This window comes from Mycolicibacter arupensis, from assembly GCF_002086515.1.
Classification (GTDB): domain Bacteria; phylum Actinomycetota; class Actinomycetes; order Mycobacteriales; family Mycobacteriaceae; genus Mycobacterium; species Mycobacterium arupense.
In genome coordinates this window covers 78,189-97,835 of the sequence record NZ_MVHH01000007.1, presented here as the reverse complement: position 1 = coordinate 97,835, position 19,647 = coordinate 78,189, and the positions used below count along the sequence as shown (strand labels likewise).

At 67.5% G+C, this 19,647-nt stretch carries 19 protein-coding genes; 12 read left to right on the top strand and 7 right to left on the bottom strand.

From position 1 onward, the window contains the following. The first annotated feature begins 80 nt into the window (after positions 1–80). From BST15_RS05690 to BST15_RS05680, 3 genes are all read left to right on the top strand, one after another. Positions 81–692 carry a TetR/AcrR family transcriptional regulator gene (locus BST15_RS05690; protein ID WP_046190514.1) on the top strand — a complete coding sequence of 204 codons (612 nt, stop codon included), beginning with the start codon at positions 81–83 and terminating at the stop codon, positions 690–692. Positions 693–798: 106 nt separating this feature from the next. Then, positions 799–1,230, top strand: coding sequence for an MmpS family transport accessory protein (locus BST15_RS05685; RefSeq protein ID WP_083070851.1), 432 nt, complete (start codon positions 799–801; stop codon positions 1,228–1,230). Further along, the gene (locus BST15_RS05680; RefSeq protein ID WP_046190515.1) at positions 1,227–4,088 is read left to right on the top strand and encodes an MMPL/RND family transporter; all 2,862 of its coding nucleotides are present in this window, start codon (positions 1,227–1,229) and stop codon (positions 4,086–4,088) included. Before BST15_RS05685 ends, BST15_RS05680 begins: the two co-directional genes overlap by 4 nt. On the opposite strand, the gene BST15_RS05675 is transcribed toward BST15_RS05680, so the two are convergent. Then, positions 4,058–5,890 (bottom strand): fatty acyl-AMP ligase, encoded by a 1,833-nt coding sequence (locus BST15_RS05675; protein ID WP_046190516.1) that lies wholly within the window; start codon positions 5,888–5,890, stop codon positions 4,058–4,060. The genes BST15_RS05680 and BST15_RS05675 overlap by 31 nt on opposite strands. Positions 5,891–5,978: 88 nt before the next feature. Further along, complete coding sequence (locus tag BST15_RS05670; protein WP_046190517.1) at positions 5,979–6,344, bottom strand: hypothetical protein; 366 nt, start codon at positions 6,342–6,344, stop codon at positions 5,979–5,981. A 181-nt stretch (positions 6,345–6,525) separates the two neighbouring features. Between BST15_RS05670 and aceA the strand changes: the two genes are divergently transcribed. Beyond that, the gene (gene aceA, locus BST15_RS05665; protein ID WP_046190518.1) at positions 6,526–8,826 is read left to right on the top strand and encodes an isocitrate lyase ICL2; all 2,301 of its coding nucleotides are present in this window, start codon (positions 6,526–6,528) and stop codon (positions 8,824–8,826) included. A gap of 16 nt (positions 8,827–8,842) precedes the next feature. Here aceA and BST15_RS05660 read toward each other — a convergent pair whose 3' ends face one another. Then, positions 8,843–9,817 (bottom strand): GlxA family transcriptional regulator, encoded by a 975-nt coding sequence (locus tag BST15_RS05660; protein ID WP_234708244.1) that lies wholly within the window; start codon positions 9,815–9,817, stop codon positions 8,843–8,845. Positions 9,818–9,916: 99 nt separating this feature from the next. Between BST15_RS05660 and BST15_RS05655 the strand changes: the two genes are divergently transcribed. Beyond that, complete coding sequence (locus tag BST15_RS05655; protein ID WP_109370755.1) at positions 9,917–10,570, top strand: HD domain-containing protein; 654 nt, start codon at positions 9,917–9,919, stop codon at positions 10,568–10,570. Positions 10,571–10,588: 18 nt separating this feature from the next. On the opposite strand, the gene BST15_RS05650 is transcribed toward BST15_RS05655, so the two are convergent. Genes BST15_RS05650 through BST15_RS05640 form a run of 3 tightly spaced genes read right to left on the bottom strand, consistent with a single transcriptional unit; the run spans position 10,589 to position 13,612 of the window. Continuing rightward, positions 10,589–11,566, bottom strand: coding sequence for an NAD-dependent epimerase/dehydratase family protein (locus BST15_RS05650; RefSeq protein ID WP_046190526.1), 978 nt, complete (start codon positions 11,564–11,566; stop codon positions 10,589–10,591). Positions 11,567–11,618: 52 nt separating this feature from the next. Continuing rightward, a complete protein-coding gene (locus BST15_RS05645; RefSeq protein ID WP_046190520.1) occupies positions 11,619–12,332 on the bottom strand; it encodes an Rv0518 family GDSL lipase in 714 nt (237 codons plus the stop codon). A gap of 23 nt (positions 12,333–12,355) precedes the next feature. Next, positions 12,356–13,612 (bottom strand): acyltransferase family protein, encoded by a 1,257-nt coding sequence (locus tag BST15_RS05640; protein WP_046190521.1) that lies wholly within the window; start codon positions 13,610–13,612, stop codon positions 12,356–12,358. A 194-nt stretch (positions 13,613–13,806) separates the two neighbouring features. Between BST15_RS05640 and BST15_RS05635 the strand changes: the two genes are divergently transcribed. The 5 genes from BST15_RS05635 to BST15_RS05615 all read left to right on the top strand — a co-directional run bounded on the left by BST15_RS05635 (position 13,807) and on the right by BST15_RS05615 (position 18,302). Continuing rightward, a complete protein-coding gene (locus tag BST15_RS05635) occupies positions 13,807–15,771 on the top strand; it encodes a neutral/alkaline non-lysosomal ceramidase N-terminal domain-containing protein (protein WP_046686386.1) in 1,965 nt (654 codons plus the stop codon). 99 nt (positions 15,772–15,870) lie between these two features. Next, the gene (locus BST15_RS05630; RefSeq protein WP_046190774.1) at positions 15,871–16,317 is read left to right on the top strand and encodes an STAS domain-containing protein; all 447 of its coding nucleotides are present in this window, start codon (positions 15,871–15,873) and stop codon (positions 16,315–16,317) included. A 49-nt stretch (positions 16,318–16,366) separates the two neighbouring features. Next, on the top strand, positions 16,367–16,873 hold the full coding sequence (locus BST15_RS05625; protein WP_083070846.1) for a phosphatase PAP2 family protein: 507 nt from the start codon (positions 16,367–16,369) through the stop codon (positions 16,871–16,873). Continuing rightward, positions 16,870–17,616, top strand: a complete 747-nt coding sequence (yaaA, locus tag BST15_RS05620) for a peroxide stress protein YaaA (protein WP_046190776.1) — start codon at positions 16,870–16,872, stop codon at positions 17,614–17,616. Before BST15_RS05625 ends, yaaA begins: the two co-directional genes overlap by 4 nt. Positions 17,617–17,633: 17 nt before the next feature. Then, complete coding sequence (locus BST15_RS05615) at positions 17,634–18,302, top strand: M15 family metallopeptidase (protein WP_046190777.1); 669 nt, start codon at positions 17,634–17,636, stop codon at positions 18,300–18,302. Here the strand turns inward: BST15_RS05615 and BST15_RS05610 are convergent. Beyond that, complete coding sequence (locus BST15_RS05610; RefSeq protein ID WP_046190778.1) at positions 18,295–18,612, bottom strand: MTH1187 family thiamine-binding protein; 318 nt, start codon at positions 18,610–18,612, stop codon at positions 18,295–18,297. The genes BST15_RS05615 and BST15_RS05610 overlap by 8 nt on opposite strands. Before the next feature lie 53 nt (positions 18,613–18,665). On the opposite strand from BST15_RS05610, the gene dtd reads away from it, so the two are divergent. Together dtd and BST15_RS05600 are read left to right on the top strand one after the other, a co-directional pair. Further along, positions 18,666–19,097 carry a D-aminoacyl-tRNA deacylase gene (gene dtd / locus BST15_RS05605; protein ID WP_046190779.1) on the top strand — a complete coding sequence of 144 codons (432 nt, stop codon included), beginning with the start codon at positions 18,666–18,668 and terminating at the stop codon, positions 19,095–19,097. Positions 19,098–19,143: 46 nt separating this feature from the next. After that, positions 19,144–19,569 carry a DUF2834 domain-containing protein gene (locus tag BST15_RS05600; RefSeq protein ID WP_046190780.1) on the top strand — a complete coding sequence of 142 codons (426 nt, stop codon included), beginning with the start codon at positions 19,144–19,146 and terminating at the stop codon, positions 19,567–19,569. Positions 19,570–19,647 lie beyond the last annotated feature (78 nt).

Here is a 19,647-nt window from a genome sequence, read left to right as displayed (position 1 = left end):
ACTACCTCGACTTCAAACATACAATTGGACGCCTTCGCGTATGATTGTTCTATGCATCACCGTTGTCAAGCAGGCCATTGATGGCCCGACGGCGCGGCTGGGGCGGCAATCCGCCGCACACCGACGAGGAGGCGAGCCGCCGGATCATCGACGTCGCCGTCGAATTGGTGGCGGAGACGGGATCGGCCGTGTCGCTGGCCGACGTCGCCGGCTCCCTGGGAGTGATCCGGCAGACCGTGTACCGCTACTTCCCCACCGCCGACGCTCTGATGAGGGCCGTGGCCATCGCCTCGGTAGACGACTTCCTCGACCGCCTGACCGAGCATGTGCGCGGCATCCACGATCCCGCCGATGCGCTCGCCGAAGGGGCGGTCTACACCCTGGACGCGGTTGCCCGCTCTCCGCACCTGGGCGTCATGCTCTCGACATCCTCCACGCATAACCGCGAGATGGCCTCCGAACAGGCCCAAGCCTTCGGAATGCGAATGATCGAACGCTTCGACGTCGACTGGCGTGAGCACGGCTACGACGAGGCGGCGCTGCGCGAACTCGTGGAGTTCGCCCTGCGGGTCATGCTGTCGTTCATCGTGGCACCCGACGATCCCGCCCGCTCCCCCGACGAGCTGCGCCGATACCTCCGGCGCTGGCTCGGCGAAGCGGTGGCCGCCCAGGTGCGGCACCCTATCGGCTGACCCGATCCCCGCCACCCGCCGTGCCGAGTCGGGAATATCTGGATACCCTACGGGGTATAGTATTCACGAAGTGATCCAAGTGGGACGATATCGGGAGGTGATCGGCGTGCGCGCGTGGGTGAACCGAGCATGGGTGCCTGTCGTGGTGACAGTGGCGGCACTCATGGGCACGCTGGCGGTGGTCAACCTGCGCGGAGCCTTCGGCGCCGACGAGATCTTTCGCTGGGACGGCAGCGGGTCACGCGTGATCGAATCGATCAACGAAAAGCAGCTCCGCTACGAGGTTTTCGGGCCGGCGTCCGCCAGCGGAGCCGTGAGCTATCTCAACCGCGAGGCCCAGCCCGAGCAGGCGAGCTTCGCCGGCCTGCCCTGGACCCTGGAGATGAGCACCACGAGCCCGTCCGTCATCGGCAACGTCGTCGCGCAGGGCGACGGCGACCAGATCGGCTGCCGCATCACCGTCAACGGCGCCATCAAGGATGAGCAGTTCGCCACCGGGCACCACGCCCAGGTCTTCTGTCTGGTCAAGGGCGCATGAGCGGCCAGGGCACCCTGCGCCCCGGGTACATGAGGGCGATTCGCCGGCTGGCCTGGCCGCTGGTGATCTTCTGGCTGCTGCTGACCGTCGGACTCAACGTGCTGGTTCCGCCGATCGAATCGGTGGCACGCGAGAACGCCGTGACGATGTCTCCACAGGACGCCCCGTCGATGATCGCGGCCAAGCACATCGGCGCCACCTTCTCCGAATTCGACTCCGACGCAATGGTGATGCTGGTGCTGGAAGGCCAGCACGAGCTGGGCCCGGAAGCGCACCGCTACTACGACACCGTGATCGCCAAACTGGCTGCCGATCACGAACACGTCCAGCACATCGCGGACCTGTGGGGCGACCCGATCACCGCTGCCGGGGTGCAGAGCACCGATGGCCGTGCCGCGTACGCGCAGATCAACACCGCCGGCGATCAGGGCAGCACCTTGGGCAACGAGTCCGTCGACGCGGTTCGCCAGATCGTCGCCTCGGTGCCCCCGCCGGCCGGGGTCAAGGCCTACGTCACCGGTCAGGCAGCGCTGACCACCGACATGAACGAGGCCGCCGACAAGAGCATGCTCAAGATGATGGGTGTGACCGGTCTGGTCATCATCATCATGCTCGCGATCGTCTACCGCTCTGCCGCCACCGTCGCGCTCGCCCTGGTGATGGTGGGGTTCGAGATGGGCACCGCCCGCGGCCTGGTCGCCCTGCTGGGCCACTATGGCCTACTGGGCTTTTCGACGTTCGTGGTCGCCATGCTGTCGTCTCTGGCGATCGCCGCCGGCACCGACTACGCCATCTTTCTGATCGGCCGCTACCACGAAGCCCGCAACGCCGGAGAGGACCCCGAGACCGCGTGGTACTCCATGTTCCGCGGAACCTGGCACGTCATCTTGGGTTCCGGGCTGACCATCGCGGGTGCCTCCCTGTGTCTGCACTTCGCCCGGTTGTCCTACTTCAAAGCGCTCGGCATTCCGTCCGCGTTGGGCCTGCTGGTGGTGATCGCCGGTGCGCTCACCGTGGCCCCGGCCATCGTCGCGATCGCGACCCGGCACGGCCTGCTGGACCCGAAACGCGCCGAAGGACGCGGCTGGCGGCGCATCGGCACCGCCAATGTTCGCTGGCCCGGTGCGGTCTTCGTGGCGGCGCTGCTGGTGACGCTGGTCGGGATGCTGGCCGTGCCCAGCATGAAGATCAGCTTCAACGACCGCCACTACATCCCGGCCGACCTGCCGGCGAACGTGGGGTACGACGCGGCCGAACGCCACTTCAGCGCCGCCCGGATGAACCCCGACGTCCTGATGATCGAGACGGATCACGACCTGCGCAACCCGGCCGACATGATCATCTTGGACCGCGTCGCCAAGAACATGTTCCGCACTCGTGGAGTGGAGCGCGTGCAGAGCATCACGCGACCCCTCGGGAGCCCGATCGACCACACCTCGATTCCCTTCCAGATCAGCATGCAGGCCGTCCCGATTCAGGAGAACCTGCAGTTCATGACCGATCGCCTGGCCGACATGGTCACGATGAGCGACGATCTGGGCGCCACGGTGGACTCCATGGTGCGGTTGCGCGACCTTGTCACCCGGATGAACGGCACCACCGAGAAGATGGGCGCCGACATGGCCACGGTGACCGCGACCGTCGACGAGATCCGCGATCACATAGCGGATTTCGATGACGTGGTGCGGCCTATCCGCAACTACTTCTACTGGGAGCAGCACTGTCTGAACATCCCGGCGTGCGACGCGATCCGGTCGGTCTTCGATGCCTACGACGGCATGGACAGGTTCAGCGAGAGTATGCGGCCCCTGCTGGCCGACATGGCCGAGATGAACACCGTGATCCCCCAGATGGTCGACCAGTTCGACCCGATGATCGCGGTCGCGAAATCCATGCAGTCCAGCCTGCTCTCGATGCATTCGAGCTTCTCCGGGCTGGTGACGCAGATGGCAAGGATGACCGACACCGCCAGCGCGATGGGACAGGCTTTCGACGCCTCCAAGTCCGACGACTACTTCTATCTGCCTCCAGAGGCGTTCGACAATCCGGACTTCCAGAAGGGACTCAAGCTGTTCTTGTCCCCCGACGGCAAGGCGGCGCGCTTCATCGTCACCTACGACGCCGACCCGGCCACGCCGGAGGGCATCGCGTTCGTCGAGCCGATGCTGGCCGCCGCCCATGACGCGGTCAAGGGGACGCCGTTGACCGACGCGAAGTTCTACCTCACCGGAACCGCCGCGGTTTACAAGGACATTCAGGTGGGATCCACCTACGACATCCTGATCGTCGGGGTGGCCGCGGTGACACTGATCTTCATCGTGATGCTGCTGATCACCCGGGCGCTGGTCGCCTCCGCGGTGATCGTCGGCACGGTGCTGCTGTCGCTGGGCGCGGCGTTCGGGCTGACCGTGCTGGTCTGGCAACACATCCTGGGGCTCCAATTGAACTGGATCGCACCGGTGTTCGGCGTGATCATCCTCTTGGCGGTCGGTTCTGACTACAACCTGCTGCTGGTCTCGCGATTCCAAGAGGAGATCGGCGCCGGGTTCAAGACCGGGATCATCCGCTCGATCGGCGGCACCGGCTCGGTGGTGACCGCCGCGGGCCTGGTGTTCGCCTTCACGATGATGTCGATGGCGGCCAGCGACCTGTATTCGATCGGCCAGGCCGGCAGCACCATCGGGCTCGGCCTGCTGTTCGACACGTTGATCGTGCGCTCGTTCCTGACCCCGTCGATCGCCGCGCTGTTGGGCCGGTGGTTCTGGTGGCCCCAAAACATCCGGCGCGTGCGGCCGGCGCCGGTGGCACTGCGACAGTCGCAGCCCGATCAGTGCGCGCCGAGCGCACCCGCCAGGTAGTGCTGCCGGCATGCCGTGCGGGCGAGTTTGCCGCTGGTGGTCCGCGGAATGGCCCCGGCGCGCACAAATCGCACCTCGGCGACCGTGACCCCGTGCACCTGCTGCACCCGCGCGCAGATGGCGTCGATCGCCGGAGCCGGGTCTGTGCGTCCGGTGCCGGTCGCACGCTCGGCGACGATCACCAGCTGGTCGACGCCGTCGGCTGACACCGCGAACGCCGCCACGTAACCGTCGCGCACCAGGGGCGAGGCGTGCGCCACCGTGGCCTCGATATCTTGCGGGTAGTGGCCACGTCCGGCGAAGACCATCAGGTCAGCGATGCGGCCGGCCACATAGAGTTCACCGTCCAGGTAGAAGCCCAGGTCACCCGTGCGCAGCCAGGCACCGTCGGCGAGGGCAGACCCGACGTGACTGCCCCGCTGCAGCGGCGAGCGCAGGCGGGCGTCGAACGCACGCAGGGTCTCTTCGGGCTGACCCCAGTAGCCCGCCGTGACGTTGTCGCCCTGCAACCAGATCTCGCCGACGGCCCCGTCGGGCAATTCCGCTCCCACCTCGGCGTCGACGATCACCGCCGACAGGCTGCGAGCCACCTGGCCGCACGAGACGTGCGCCACCGCACCGGGGGCGTCGGCGGGCACCGGGCACGCCCGGCCGGCGCCGAGCTGTTCACGATCCAGGTACCGCACGCTCGCCGTGGCGTCGGGGGCGATGGTGGCTACGAACAGGGTGGCCTCGGCGATCCCGTAGGACGGCTTGATGGCGGTGGGCGGTAGGCCGTACGGCGAGAATGCCTGGTTGAAGGCGGTGATCGCCGCCATGCTCACCGGCTCCGACCCGATGATCATCACGACATTCGCAAGGTCGATGTCGGCGTCCGGCGCCGGCAGGCCCCGCGCCGCGGTCAGCTCGTAGGCGAAATTCGGTGCCGCGGTCACCACCCGGCCGCGTCGAGAGGCGTCCGAGAGCGCGTTGATCCAGCGTTGCGGCCTGCGAATGAACGCCGTCGGCGACATAAGAGTGGAGTGCCCGCCGTAGACGGCGGGAAAGCCGATCATCGACAGGCCCATGTCGTGATAGAGCGGCAACCAACTGAGCCCGTGGGTGTTTCGGTCCAGCATGTCGATCGACAGGATCATCTGCAGCAGGTTGGTGGCGACCGACCGGTGCGTCACCTGCACACCGACGGGTGGGCGCGTGGTTCCCGAGGTGTATTGCAGGTGTGACACGTCATCGACATCGATGGCGACCGGGACAAAGGCCTCGCCGGCCGAGTCGGGTATCTCGTCGATGACGAGCACGTGGGGCTTCCGCTCAAGTGACGCCTTGTCCAGAAATTCGTCGACGACGCGCCGTGCCGCAACGGTCGTCAAGACCACGGCGGGAGCCGAGTCGCGCAGCGCGGTGTCGAGGCGTTGGGCGTGGCCGGGTAGCTCGGGAGCAAAGAGCGGTACGGCGACGGTGGCACATTTGACGGCGGCGTAGAACCCGGTGATGTAGTCCAGACCCTGCGGCGCGAGGATCGCCACCCGGTCACCGGGAACCGCCAGGGCCTGCAGCCGGGCCCCGATCGCGCGCAGGCGCCGCCCGAGCTGCGCCCAAGTCAGCTCGATCGCTTGGCCCTCTTCGGGGCCGGCATAGTCGAGGTAGCGAAAGGCCACGGCGTCACCGACGGCCGCGATATTGCGGTCGATCAGCGAGATCAACGTGTCATCGGGTGGCAGAACGATCTCGCCGTTCTCGTCCAGGCACTCCTCGATCTGGACCAGCCCGGTGGCGGGGGCGGTGCCCTGCGACTGCGTCATGTCCCGCAGTCTAAGTCCCAAAGCGCTCTGGCGACGCCTACAGGCGTGTCAAAGGAGCTCTACCGCAAGGGAGTTGGTCTCACGAACATCACATCGCCGGGTCGCGCAGTGCCAGGCTGATGAACAGATACCCCATGCAGATCAGCAGGTTGAGCGCCGCGAGCATCAGACCCGCCACCACAAGCGCGTTGATCAGACGCCGCCGATTGCGCCGCGCCCTGGCCAGGCGTTGCTGCTGCTGGATCTGCGTGGCGGCTACCGCAAACGCGTAGTCGACCGACTCCGTCGACGCCGGGGGCGCCCCGACCGCCAGCTGGCGCAGCCGCGCGGGCGGGATGTGGACGCCCACCCCGGCGAATCGCCGACTCATCCGAACCGCCGCCCAGCGGCCGACCACCCCGGGCTGCTGCGGCGGCTCCCAGTGCTCTTTCCTCCGGTCGGACCGGGACGTCATAACGCCTGAGCTTAGCCATCTGTGGCGGCGAATCCGAGAGCTTCGCGGCTGTTCGACGCCTTGAGTTGCCGCGCGCTCCAAGATGTGCGGCAAAACCGAACAATCGGTTCGTGTGCGACGGCACAATACGAGCAGGAAGCACGCGGAACCGCATGAACCCGGTGAAAGGGAGCGAATTTCCATGACGACCATCGAGACGAACCCGACGGCGAGCACACCGGTCGAACGCGATATCGACGCGGACGTCGCGGCCACGCAGCGCTACTTCGACAGCCCCAGGTTCGAAGGCATCACCCGGCTCTACAGTGCGCGCCAGGTCGTGGAGCAGCGCGGCACCATCGCTTCGGACTACATCGTGGCGCGCGAGGCCGCGAGTGCGTTCTATCTGCGACTGCGTGAACTGTTCGCGGCAAAGAAGAGCATCACCACGTTCGGTCCGTACTCGCCGGGCCAGGCGGTGGTGATGAAGCGCGTCGGCATCGAAGGCATCTATCTGGGCGGCTGGGCCACCTCGGCGAAGGGCTCCATCACCGAGGACCCCGGCCCTGACCTGGCAAGCTACCCGCTGAGCCAGGTGCCCGATGAGGCGGCCGGGCTGGTGCGCGCCCTGCTGACCGCCGACCGCAACCAGCAGTACCTGCGCCTGCAGATGACCGAGGCGCAGCGCGCCGCCACCCCCGCCGTCGACTACCGGCCGTTCATCATCGCCGACGCCGACACCGGCCACGGCGGTGATCCGCACGTGCGCAATCTGATCCGCCGATTCGTGGAGGCCGGTGTCCCCGGTTACCACATCGAGGACCAGCGCCCCGGCACCAAAAAGTGTGGTCACCAGGGCGGCAAGGTGCTGGTGCCCTCCGACGAACAGATCAAGCGCCTCAACACCGCCCGATTCCAGTTGGACCTGATGGGTGTTCCCGGCATCATCGTCGCGCGCACCGACGCCGAGGCCGCCAACCTGGTGGAGAGCCGCGGCGACGAACGTGACCAGCCGTTCATCCTGGGCACCACCAACCTGAAGATCCCCTCCTACAAGGCGTGTTTCCTGGCGATGACGCGCCTGTTCCACCGCTCGGGCATCACCGAGATCAATGGTCATCTGCTCTATGCCCTCCCCGAGGGCGAGTACGCCGAGGCCGAGGCCTGGCTGGAACGCAACGGCATCACGGCGTTGATCACCAAGGCGGCGCAGGACTGGAGCGCCGACGGTCGGCGGTCCGTGGATCGCATCTTCGACGAGATCGAGTCGACGTTCGTCGAGACCTGGCAGAACGACGCGAGGCTGATGACCTTCGCCGACGCCGTCGCCAAGATGCTCGAGTTCGCCGAACGGGAGGGCGAGCCGAAGGACATGAGCTCAGAGCAGTGGCGCGAATTCGCCGCCCGGGCACCGCTCTACACCGCCCGGGCCAAGGCCGCGGAGCTCAACGCCGATCCCGGCTGGGACTGCGAACGGGCCAAGACCCCCGAAGGCTACTTCCAAGTGCGCGGAGGCATTCCGTACGCGATCGCCAAGTCCTTGGCGGCCGCACCGTTCGCCGACATCTTGTGGATGGAGACCAAGACCGCCGACCTGGCTGAGGCACGCGAGTTCGCCGAGGCGATCCACGCCCAGTACCCCGACCAGATGCTGGCCTACAACCTGTCCCCCTCGTTCAACTGGGACACCACCGGCATGACCGATGAGCAGATGCGGACCTTCCCCGCCGAACTCGGCAAGATGGGCTTCGTCTTCAACTTCATCACCTACGGCGGCCACCAAGTCGACGGGGTGGCCTCTGAGGAGTTCGCCGCCACCCTGCTGCAGGACGGCATGCTGGCGCTGGCCCGCCTGCAGCGCAAGATGCGCTTGGTCGAATCGCCCTACCGCACGCCGCAGACGCTGGTCGGCGGGCCGCGCAGCGACGCCGCGCTGGCCGCGTCGTCCGGGCGCACCGCCACCACCAAGGCCATGGGTGCAGGCTCCACCCAGCATCAGCATCTGGTTCAGACCGAAGTGCCCAAGAAGCTGCTGGAGGATTGGCTGGCGTTGTGGGCCGCGCACTACGACTTGGGCGAGACGCTGCGTGCGCAACTACGGCCCACCCGGCCCGGATCCGACGTGCTGGAACTGGGCATCTACGGCAATAACGACGAGAAGCTCGCCAATGTGATCGTCGACCCGATCAAGGACCGGCACGGCCGCAGTATCTTGACGGTCCGCGACCAGAACACCTTTGCCGAGAAGCTGCGGCAGAAGCGCCTGATCACGCTGTGCCATGTGTGGTTGATCCACCGGTTCAAGGCCGCCGCGGTGCACTACGTGACGCCCACGCAGGACAACCTGTACCTGACCGAGAAGATGAAGGAGAACGGCATCTTCTCCAACGTCAACCAGGAGGTCGGCGAGATCATCGTCGCGGATGTCAATCAGCCGCGTATCGACGAACTGCTGGCCTCCGATGGAGTGGCGCTGGGCAAGCTGATCGACAAGCGGGACTGACGGCCGCGGACGGCCGTCAGTTTCGGAGGGTGGTGCGGAACCGGTCCCGGTAGGCCTTCGGCGACACGCCTAGATGTTCGGTGAATACCCGACGCAGTGTTTCGGGGCTGCCGAAACCTGCTCGGTGCGCGGACTCGGTGACGCTGTGGCCGGCGTCGAGCGCGGCACGGGCGGCATCGATGCGCACCATTTCGACATAGCGGGCCGGGGTGGTCCCGAGCTCGGACTGAAACAGCCGTGTCAGTTGCCGGCTGCTCAAGGCTGCTCGTCTTGCGAGGGCGTTCACACTGTGGTCGTCGGCCGGGTCGGCCGCGATCGCATCGGTGACCTTGCGCAGCGCAGACTGCGGGGGCGGGTCCGCCTCGACCAGCGTGGAGAACTGTGACTGTCCGCCTGCGCGTTTCAGATAGACCACCAACCAGCGGGCAACCTCACGCACCACGGTGCCGCCATAGTCCATCTCGACCAGGGCCAGCGCAAGGTCGATACCGGCGGAGACACCTGCCGAGGTGTAAACGTCACCATCGCGGACGAAGATCGCGTCCGGTTCCACGGTGACGTCAGGAAACGCCCGGGCGAACAAGCGGGCCTCATGCCAGTGGGTGGTGGCACGCCGGCCGCCGAGAACGCCGGCCTGCGCAAGGATGAATGACCCCGTGCAGATGGACGCCAGTCGCCGGGTACGGCTCGCCGCCGACCTGACCGCCTCGACGAGTGCCGGGTCCACTGGCCGACGGGGCAGGTTGTCACTGCCGGCGACCACGATCGTGTCAGCCGAACCGATATCGGCCAGACTCGCGGTGACACCCAAGCGCGCACCGATCGAGGTGGTCACGTCGCGACCGTCCACCGAGGCGATCGTGATGGCGTAGTCGGCGCCGAAGCGGTTCGCCTCGATGAACACTTCGGCGGCACCTGCGACATCGAGCAAGGTGACGTCGTCAAAGACGACGATCACCACCAGCCGTGCCCGGGCACCGGCGTCAGTCACGCAGCCATTATGTCGCTTTCCGTGGGATAGACGGCGCGAACGCCTACGGTCGGACCGCCTGGTCGCGCACAGAATTGCAGCACCACCACGCAAGGAGATGTGCTCATGACCCAGTCGATCGAGACGATCGCCGACATCACCATCCCGGACTCCGCGCTGGCCCGAGAGATCACCGAGTTCATCCGCGAGGCCGAAGACGACCTGCTCTTCGACCACTCCCGCCGGGTGTTCCTCTTCGGCGCGCTGCAGGGGCGCCGCCGTGGGCTGCGGCCCGACCTGGAATTGCTCTATGCGGCGGCAATGTTCCACGATCTGGGCCTCACCGAGGGCTACCGGTCCTCCGCACTTCGCTTCGAGGTGGACGGCGCCAATGCTGCGCGGGAGTTCCTGGTGCAACGCGGCGTCGGTGAGGCCGCGGCGACCAAAGTCTGGCTCGCCATCGCCCTGCACACCACACCGGGCGTGCCCGAGTTCCTCGATCCGGAAGTCGCTTTGGTCACCGCCGGGGTCGAGACCGATGTGGTCGGAATAGGCCTCGATGACCTTGCCGCCGAGGATGTTGCGGCCGTCACCGGCGCGCACCGACGTCCGGACTTCAAACGGCGGATCATGTCGGCCTTCAATGACGGGATGAAGCATCGGCCGCAGAGCACGTTCGGCACGATGAACGCCGACATCCTCGCGCACTTCGACCCCGACTTCGTGCCCGCCAACTTCGCCGAGCTCATCCTCGACAATCCCTGGCCGGAGTAGGTCCCGGAGAAAGCGGGACTAGCCCCGGATCCCCGCAATGGTGTCGGCCAGCGTCTCCCGGGGGGTGCGGAACACGATCCCGAGGTCTTTCTCCGCGGGTGTGTCGTCGGACTCGGGCATCTGGGTGTAGTACTGCATGCCCGCCTCGGTGAACGGAGTCGAGATCGGCAGCGCCCGCTCGACCTGATCCAAGAGGCGGCCCGCCCAGCGCAGGGCAATGTCGGGCACCGGCAGCGCAACCATGGGAGAACCCGACAGTTCCTGCAGCAGGCTGGCCAACTCTGCCGGCGGTACCCGCTGTCCGCCGGCCATGTAGCGGCGGGGGCCGCGGCCCGGCTCCAGCAGAGCCAGATGCATGGCCGCAAGGTCGCGGACGTCGATGACCAGCCAGCCACTGTCCTGTCCGGGGATGACGTGCATCTGCAAGGCCGCCCGCACTCCCTCGCCGGCCTCCCCCAGCCGGTCTCCAACGGGAGGTCCCAGCACCATTCCCGGATAGGTGATGTTGACGGGGGCACCGGCGTCTTGCAGGCCTCGCGCGTAGAGATCCTCACGGGCCTTCGACCGGCCATAGCCGTCAGCGCCTCCGGCCACCGGCAGGTCGGCCCGCAATGTCGTCAGCCCCGGGGCGAACAGCGCGGTGAAGCTGGAGACGTGAATGATCGGATCCAGCCCGAGTTCAACAGCTCCGCCGAGCACGTTGTGTGCGCCGGCCGAGTTCGTGGCCAGCATCTGTGCCGTCTGGCGTGGATCGGTGGCCACCACCGCGGCAGCGTGCACCACCGCATCGCAGCCGCGCAGAGCCTCGCGCACCGAGTCCGCGTCGGTGATGTCACCGACGACATAGTCGGACACGTCGACGCCCAGTCGCTCCACGCTGCTGTGCAGGCCCGCCGGGTTGCGCACCAGGAAGCGTGGCCGGTGCCCGGCGTCGGCGATCGCTTTGGCGGTCCAGCCGCCGACGAATCCGGTGCCACCGGTGATCAGTACGCGCATCGTGTCCATGGGCCAATACTGCTGGGGTCAGTCCGATTTCGTCCGGCTTTGCTCAGGTCCGTTTCGGAAGCTGTCCCGCGATCAGGGGCGCGATCTTGTCGGCCATGTAGGCGTGACCGGCGTCGGTGGGATGCACGCCATCCGGACCGATCAGCTGCGGCAGGCCGACGAACCACTGCTCGGCCAGCGGATCGACGAATTCCGCACCCACCGCCCGCGCCTCGGCACTGAGCAGATCGCGGATCCGCCAGATGTTGCCCGGCACTTCGGCGGTGGGCCACGGAGGCCCGATGACCAGCATCCGCGCCCCCGGTGCGGTCCGGTGGGCCAGGCTCAGCGTGTCGGCGATCAGGCGGCCCAACTGACCCGGCTCGACGTCCTGATCGTTACGTGACCCGAAGAACACCACCAGAGCGTCGTCGGGTTGCACCGCGCGATAGGTCAGATCCCCGAAAAGGCCGCCATGGTTGCCGCGCACGCCGTAACCGGCGCCACCTTCGGCCGCCACGTCGGCACTGACGTAGACCCCGCGGCCGGCCAGGTTCTGCCACGCCCGCTCGGTCCAGTTCGCCGCACCACGGCCGGTGTCCTCATACCCGGAGGTGTAGGAGTCGCCGATCACCGCGATCCGATTCGGCGAGGAGCTCAGCGGCACCGTCTCGTAATGACGTGTCGGCTCGTGTTCGCGTGACAGATAGGCGGTACCGGCGACCACCGCGACGACCCCGGCCATCATCGCGACGGCGAATGTCATCACCCGACTCACGACACACCCTCCCCCAATCAGCTTCAGCGCAGAGTAGCCGGAGCCGCGACCGCCGGCTCGTCGAGGCGGGCCTCACCTGTGTCCGGCGAGTTCTCCACCGGTTCAACGGCTAACGGGTCTTCGTCCGGTGTGACGTCTGCGGATTCGGGCCGGGCGCCGATCATCCTGCGCATCCAGTGCCGACCCGGTTCTTCAACGCTGTGGAACAGCAGGGCCGACAGCAACGTCGCCGCGACCAACACGCCGCACACCATCCATTTGGCTCCGGTCGCCCCGTCGGCGAGCACGATCTCGAATTGCTGCGCGGCCCAATTCCAGGACGTGTGCACCAGTTCGTGGACCATGTACAGGCAGAACGAGATCTGCCCGCCGTAGACCATGACCCGCGTGGACAGCAGTGCGGGCAGGCTGCCGATGCCGATCGCCAAGGCCATCACCAACGGGACGAACAGCACATCGACCAGGCCACCACTGTCGTACAGGCCCGAGATCGGGTGAGCATCGAAGTAGTACAGGACACCCACCATCACGGCGATGAGCAATGCAGAGCAGTAGCCCGCGGCGCGGCGAGCCGATTCCCCCGGGTTCACCTTGCGCACCGCCGCGCAGGCCAGCGCACCGGCGGTGAACTGCATGACGATGCGCGGCAGCCAACTCCACGGGGTGTAGAACTGGCCGGTCGCCAGCAGCAACAGCAACGGCGGCAGCGAGGCGATGATCGCCAGAGCGGCCAGCCCGCGCGCCGAGGTCACCCGCATCATCCGGTACACCGCCAGTACCAGAACGCCGAACAGCAGATAGGCCAGCCACTCGGCGCTGATAGACCAGGCCGGCCCGTCCCAGCTCGACCCGTCAAAGAACGGCTCGAACCACAGCTGCACCAGCAGGACCTGCCGCACATAACTGATCGCGGTGATACTGCTCAGGTCCTCGGTCGGGACGTGCCCCACATGCAGGGTGAAGATCACCCACAGCAATGCCAGGTGCATGGTGACCAGATAGATCGGCCAGACCCGGGCAAGCCGGAGCCACAGGAAGTGCACGGTGGCCCGGGCGGAGAACGCCTCGCCCATGCGTTCCAGATAGTTCCAGGTCAGCACGAAACCGCTGAGAATGAAGAACAGGTCCACACCCTGGGCTCCTCGGTCCAGCACCGGGGCGAGGGCGTCACTGAGCGTCGGCGACGCCAGGTGCAGTAGGGGCCGGAAGTGGAACAGCACCACCCAGACCGCGGCGATGATGCGAAGCCCGGTCAGGGCCTTGATCTCTCCGCTGCGCACAACACTCTTTCGCCGGTGGGCTCCGCATGTCCTGGCTGCCTCGGGTGCGGGCCCGCCGAGACGGCCTGGCGTCGGCCAGCCGCAACCCGGTGGCCGACAGCCATCGCAGACTAACAGCGGGACCATCCGGGGTGAAGTAATCGGCCGGGCACGTCGGCGACGATGTGGGCGGGGCCGTTGTGAATACTGTAGCGATGCCAGACGAGTATCAGGTGGGACGCGGAATCGCCGACATCACCGGTGAGCCGGCCGAATGCGGAATGCTGGGCTACGGCGTGGCCTCCCAGCAAACCGATGGCGTACACAATCGGTTGCGGGCGCGGGCGTTCGTCTTCGTCCATGACGGACCGGCCACCGCCGCCTCCCGGCTGTTGCTGGTGGTCGCCGAGGTGCCACTGCTGGTGGAGAGCGTGCACCACGAAGTCCTCGGCCGCCTCGCCGCGTCCTACGGCGACCTGTACACGTTCCGCAACGTGATGCTCACGGCGACACACACCCACAGCGGCCCCGGGGGCTACTGCGACCACCGGCTTTACAACTCCAACACCAACGGGTTCCGGCAGCAGACCTTCGACGCCATCGTCGACGGGATCTGCGAAGCCGTCGCGGCGGCGCATGCCGACCTGGCGCCCGCCAGCTTGAGCCTGGCCGTGGGCCGGCTGCATGACGCCAGCTGCAACCGTTCGCCGTCGTCGTTCGCCCGCAACCCCGAGGCCGACCGCGCACACTTCCCCGACAAGATCGATCCGCAGACCACGTTGCTGCGTATCGAACGCGACGGCAACCTGGTCGGGGCGGTGAACTGGTTCGCCACGCACGGCACCTCCATGACCAACCGCAACACGTTGATCAGCGGCGACAACAAGGGCTTCGCGGCCTATCAATTCGAGCGCCTCGACCACGGTGTCGACTATCTGGCCTCCACGCCACAGGAGTTCATCGCGGCCTTCGCGCAGACCAACTCCGGGGATATGTCGCCCAATACCGGCCAGCGGCCGGGCAGCGGACCCACCGACGACGAGTTCGAGAACACCCGGATCATCGGTGGCCGTCAGGCCGCTGCCGCCACCGAACTGACCCTGGGCCACGGCACCGACGTCAGCGGGGGCCTGGACGCCCGCACCACCTACGTCGACCTGACCGATTTCGAGGTCCGGCCGGAATTCACCGGTGATGGCCGGACTCATCGCACCGGCCCCGCGATCGCCGGTGCTTCCTGCGTGGCCGGCACCGACGAAGGGGCGGGGCCGTTGTACCCCCTGCTCAAGCAAGGCCGTAATCGCATCTTCGACGGCCTGGTCGCCAACACGGTCTACCGCCTCTCCCCACGCCTGCGTGACGCGCACGCCCCCAAGGGTGCGGTGGGTCCGGGTACCCGGCTGAACAAGGCACTGTCGATGCTCATGCCCGAGGGCGGCCCGGTTCAGCTGCTGCGTATCGGGCAGCTGTATCTGATCGGCATTCCCGCCGAGGTGACGATCGTGGCGGGACTGCGATTGCGTCGCACGGTGGCCGACATCGTGGGCGCGGAGCTGCGTGACGTGCTGGTTGCGGGCTACAGCAACGGCTATCTGCACTACGTCACCACGCCGGAGGAGTACGACGAGCAGCGCTATGAGGGTGGCAGCACCCTGTTCGGCCGCTGGGAACTGCCCGCCCTGCAACAGGTGGTGTCCGAGTTGGCCACCGCGATGCGGGACCAACGTCCGGTATCGGAGGGGCAGCGTCCCGCCGAGCCGACTCGCCGGCGGCGGTCGCGGCGCCGGGCGAAGCCGGATGCGCTGAGCGCCGGCCGGCGGTTCGGCGACGTCCTGCAGGCCCCGCTGCCCGAGTACCGCGCGGGATCCACGGTGTCGGCGGAGTTCGTCGGCGCCTACCCGAACAACGATCTGCACCGCGGCGGCACCTACGTGCGGGTGGAGCGGGAGACCGGTGAGGGCTGGCAGACCGTGGCCGACGACAGCGACTGGTCCACGATGTTCCGGTGGCGGCGCGCCGGCCGGCGTGGGTCCACCGTGGCGGTCAGCTGGACCGTTCCCGACGACACCGCAGCGGGCCGATACCGGCTTCGCTATGACGGCGACGCCCGCGACCGCGAGGGGCGGATCAGTGCATTCACCGGGGCGACGGAGCCCTTCGATATCTCACCAAAGCGTTAATCGGTCGCCCAAGACGCCTTAACTTCGCCGCATAACGTCGGTAAACATCGAGGTCGGCTCATCTGCCGACCACGATCGACAGGGAAGGCGGGGGCTGACATGGCAATCGACATCACCACTCGGGGCACAGCTCGGATCAATCCCATCGTGGAGTTCGGCGGCGCGCAGGTCAGGGCGCAGTACCGTCAGCTCGCGACGGTGATCACCGTTCGGGGACGGATCGACGCCACGAATGTGGACCAGATCAGTGAGCACGCCCGGCGCTTCGTCCTGGCGAAGGAACCGCTGGTGCTCGACCTGAGCGGGGTCACCACGTTCGCGGCCGCCGGGATGTGGCTGCTGTGTGTGCTCGACGGTGACTGCCGTGCCGCGGGGGTGGAGTGGACGCTGATCGAAAGCACATCCGTCCACGAGCTGCTCGGCGACTTCGACGAGGACGCCATGTTCCCCACCTCGCTCTCGGTGGACCAGGCACTGCACGCTCTTGCCGACGGACACGACCAGCGCCGCCAGATGCTGTTGCCGCTGATCAAGAAGTCGGCCTGAGATAGATCGAAGCCTCGCCACCGCGCTGCGCTGGTGGCCGCCGGCCGGCGTGCTGGCGACATTGGCACTGGGCTGGGCGGTGGGCCGCGGCTCGACACCCATCGACACGTGGTTCAGTAACGCCACCTTCACCCTCGTCGGCGAGCAGCCCCGGTGGCTGTTGGCTTTTACCAGCGGCTGGCTGGTGTTGGGGGTGACGGTGGCGTGCCTGGTGGCGGCGTTGGCGCGGCGTCGATGGTTGTTGGCGGCAGCGGTGCTGGCCTGCCCCTTCGCGGTCACGATCATCACGATGGCGCTCAAGCACCTTTTCGACCGGCGCAACGGCCCGTACCTCGAATACCCGAGCGGCCACACCGCGCTGCTGGTCGCGGTGCTGGGCATGATGGTGGTGGTGGCAGCCCGGCTCTGGGCGCTGGCGGCCGCTGCGGTGGTGAGCCTGCTCGGCATGCTCGGACTGGTGGCCTGCGGTTACCACTTCTTCACCGACACCATCGGTGCGGCGATGCTCGCCACCGCAGTGGTGTGCGGAACGGCTCGGTTAACGTCTGCGCTGTGATCGTTTTGCTGCCCCCGTCGGAAACCAAACGCCCCGGCGGCGACGGCCCGCCACTGCGCCTGGAGGCGCTGACATCTCCACAGCTCACCGGCCTGCGTGCCGCGCTGGTGGACGAGTTGGTCTCCTTGGCCGCCGATCGAGAGGCCAGCCGTGCCGCGCTGGGCCTGTCGGCAGCTCAGGACAGCGAGATCGACCGCAACGCGGAGCTGCGCACCGCGCCCACCGCGCCGGCGATCCAGCGTTACACGGGCGTGCTGTATGAGGCACTCGACGTCGAATCGCTGCGTGGCGCTTCGGCGGCGCGCGCGGGCGCCCGCCTTGCGGTGGGTTCGGCCCTGTTCGGGCTGCTGCGGGCCACCGATCCGGTGCCCGCCTACCGTCTCTCGGCGTCCTCCAAACTTCCCGGGCAACCGGGCTTGGCGCGGCGCTGGCGGCCGGTACTGGAACCGGTGCTGGCCGAGATCGCCGAAGCCGAACTGGTGGTGGACCTGAGGTCGGGGTCCTATGCCGCCCTGGCTCCCATCCCCTGCGCTGTCAGCGTCGACGTGGTCGCCGAGCACCCCGACGGCCGGCGAGTGTCGGTGAGCCACTTCAACAAGGCGCACAAGGGACGGCTGGCTCGGGTATTGGCCAGCACCCGAGCCGAACCCGCCGACGCCGCGGCGGTGGCCGCCATTGCGCGGCGGTCCGGCATGCGGGTCGAGCGCGACGACCGGCGGCTGACGATCGTGGTCGCCGCCTGACACGCCACAATGGGCAGATGCGGAGTCTGCGAGTGGTGACGGTGGTGACGGTGGTGGCGGCGCTGCTCGTGGGCGCTTCGGGTGCTGCGGCTGCCGCACCGGGCTTCGAGGTACCGGCCGTTTCGGAGGCGGCTCGCGCGGCGGGATTCGTCGATGTGCGCAGCGTGGTGCCGGATGCGTTCATCGACTTGCGCTATGCCACCGCGAACAACTTTGTGGGCCAACAGCTCTACCCCGCCAATGCCCGCTGTCTGGTGCATGAGTCGCTGGCCCCGGGGCTGGCCGGCGCGGCGGCCGCGCTACGCAGCCGCGGCCGGCTCCTGGTGTTCTGGGACTGCTACCGGCCGCATGCCGTGCAGGTCCGGATGTTCGAGGTGGTACCGAATCCGACGTGGGTAGCGCGGCCCGGCTCCTTGGCCCGCAGTCATGAGACCGGCCGATCGGTCGACGTGACCACCGCCGACGCGCAGGGGCGCCTCTCGGAGATGGGCACCGGTTTCGATGACTTCACGCCCAGTGCAGCGGCATTCGCCGAAGGCATCAGCGCCCGCGCGGCGGCCGAACGTGCCGCGCTCCGCGAGGCGATGAACGCCGCGGGGCTGGCCACCTACTCCGGGGAGTGGTGGCACTTCAACGGTCCCGGCGCCGACGTGGGACGGCCCATTCTTGAGGTCCCGGTCAACTAGGCGGCTGCGGAGCGGCCAGGTGCCGCTCCACCGATTCGACCTTGGCGGTCATCGCGTCGGTGGCGCCCTCGCGCCAGTCGGCTTTGATGACCGTGCTGACCCGCGGTGACCGCGCCGCGACCGCTTCCACCGCCCGCTGCACCACGGCCATGGCCTCGGCCCAGGTCTCGGCCTCGATCACGGTGAACATCGCATCGGTGCGGTTGGGCAGGCCCGACTCCCGAACCACGCGAACCGCCTCGGCCACGATCTCCCCGACGCCCTCCCCCACACCCAGCGGCGTCACCGAGAACGCGACCAAGACCGACATGTGGCTCACCCCTCCCGACCGGTATCTCGGCGAGCCTACCTAGCATCGGGGGCGTGCGAGTTCTGGTTCAGCGCGTCTCGTCGGCCCACGTCAGCGTCGACGGTCAGATCGTCGGCGCGATCGAGCCGGAGGGCCAGGGCCTGCTGGCTCTGGTCGGCGTCACCCACACCGACGATTCCGCTACGGCACAACGGATGGCCGAAAAGCTTTGGCAGCTGCGCATTCTCGATGACCAACTCTCGGCGGCAGACGTCGGCGCGCCGATTCTGGTGGTCAGCCAGTTCACGCTGTACGCCGACACCGCAAAGGGACGGCGGCCGTCGTGGAATGCCGCCGCACCGGGGCCGGTGGCCGAACCGCTGGTCGACGAATTCGCCGAGGCGCTGCGACGTTTGGGCGCGACGGTGGCAACAGGTCGGTTCGGGGCCCACATGCAGGTGGAACTGGTCAACGACGGACCGGTGACGGTGCTGCTCGAGTTGTGAGCCGAAACGGCAGTGCGCCGATCGCCCTGGACGCTACCGTGACGGCATGAACACAGCAGCCAAAGTCCGTTGTGGTGTGTACGCCGCGATCGCCGTCGCTGCGTTGGTCGCCACGTGGAGCCAGAATCTGGCCTACGACGGGGCCGACTTTCTGTCGCAGTTCCTGCCGGACACCGCGGTGACACCGGCGTCGCGCTCGATCACCGTCGACATTCTGCTGCTGTTCCTAGCCGCAGCGATCCTGATGGTGACCGAGGCCCGCAAGCACAACGTGCGCTTCGTGTGGGCCTACATCGTGGGCGGTTTCCTTGTGGCGATCAGTGTGACGTTCCCGCTGTTTCTGATAGCCCGGGAACGCCGGCTGGCCGCCGAGGGTGCCGAGGGGCCGCGACTGGGCGCCCTCGACATCGTGCTGCTGGGCGTTGTCACGGTGGTGCTGGCGGGATTCACTGTGTGGGTCGACACGCGGTAGCCGCTGGGCAACGGCAACGACTTTGGCCTCCGGCTTTGACTATGCGGCAGGGGCATTGGAATGCCCGGCTGTATCAGG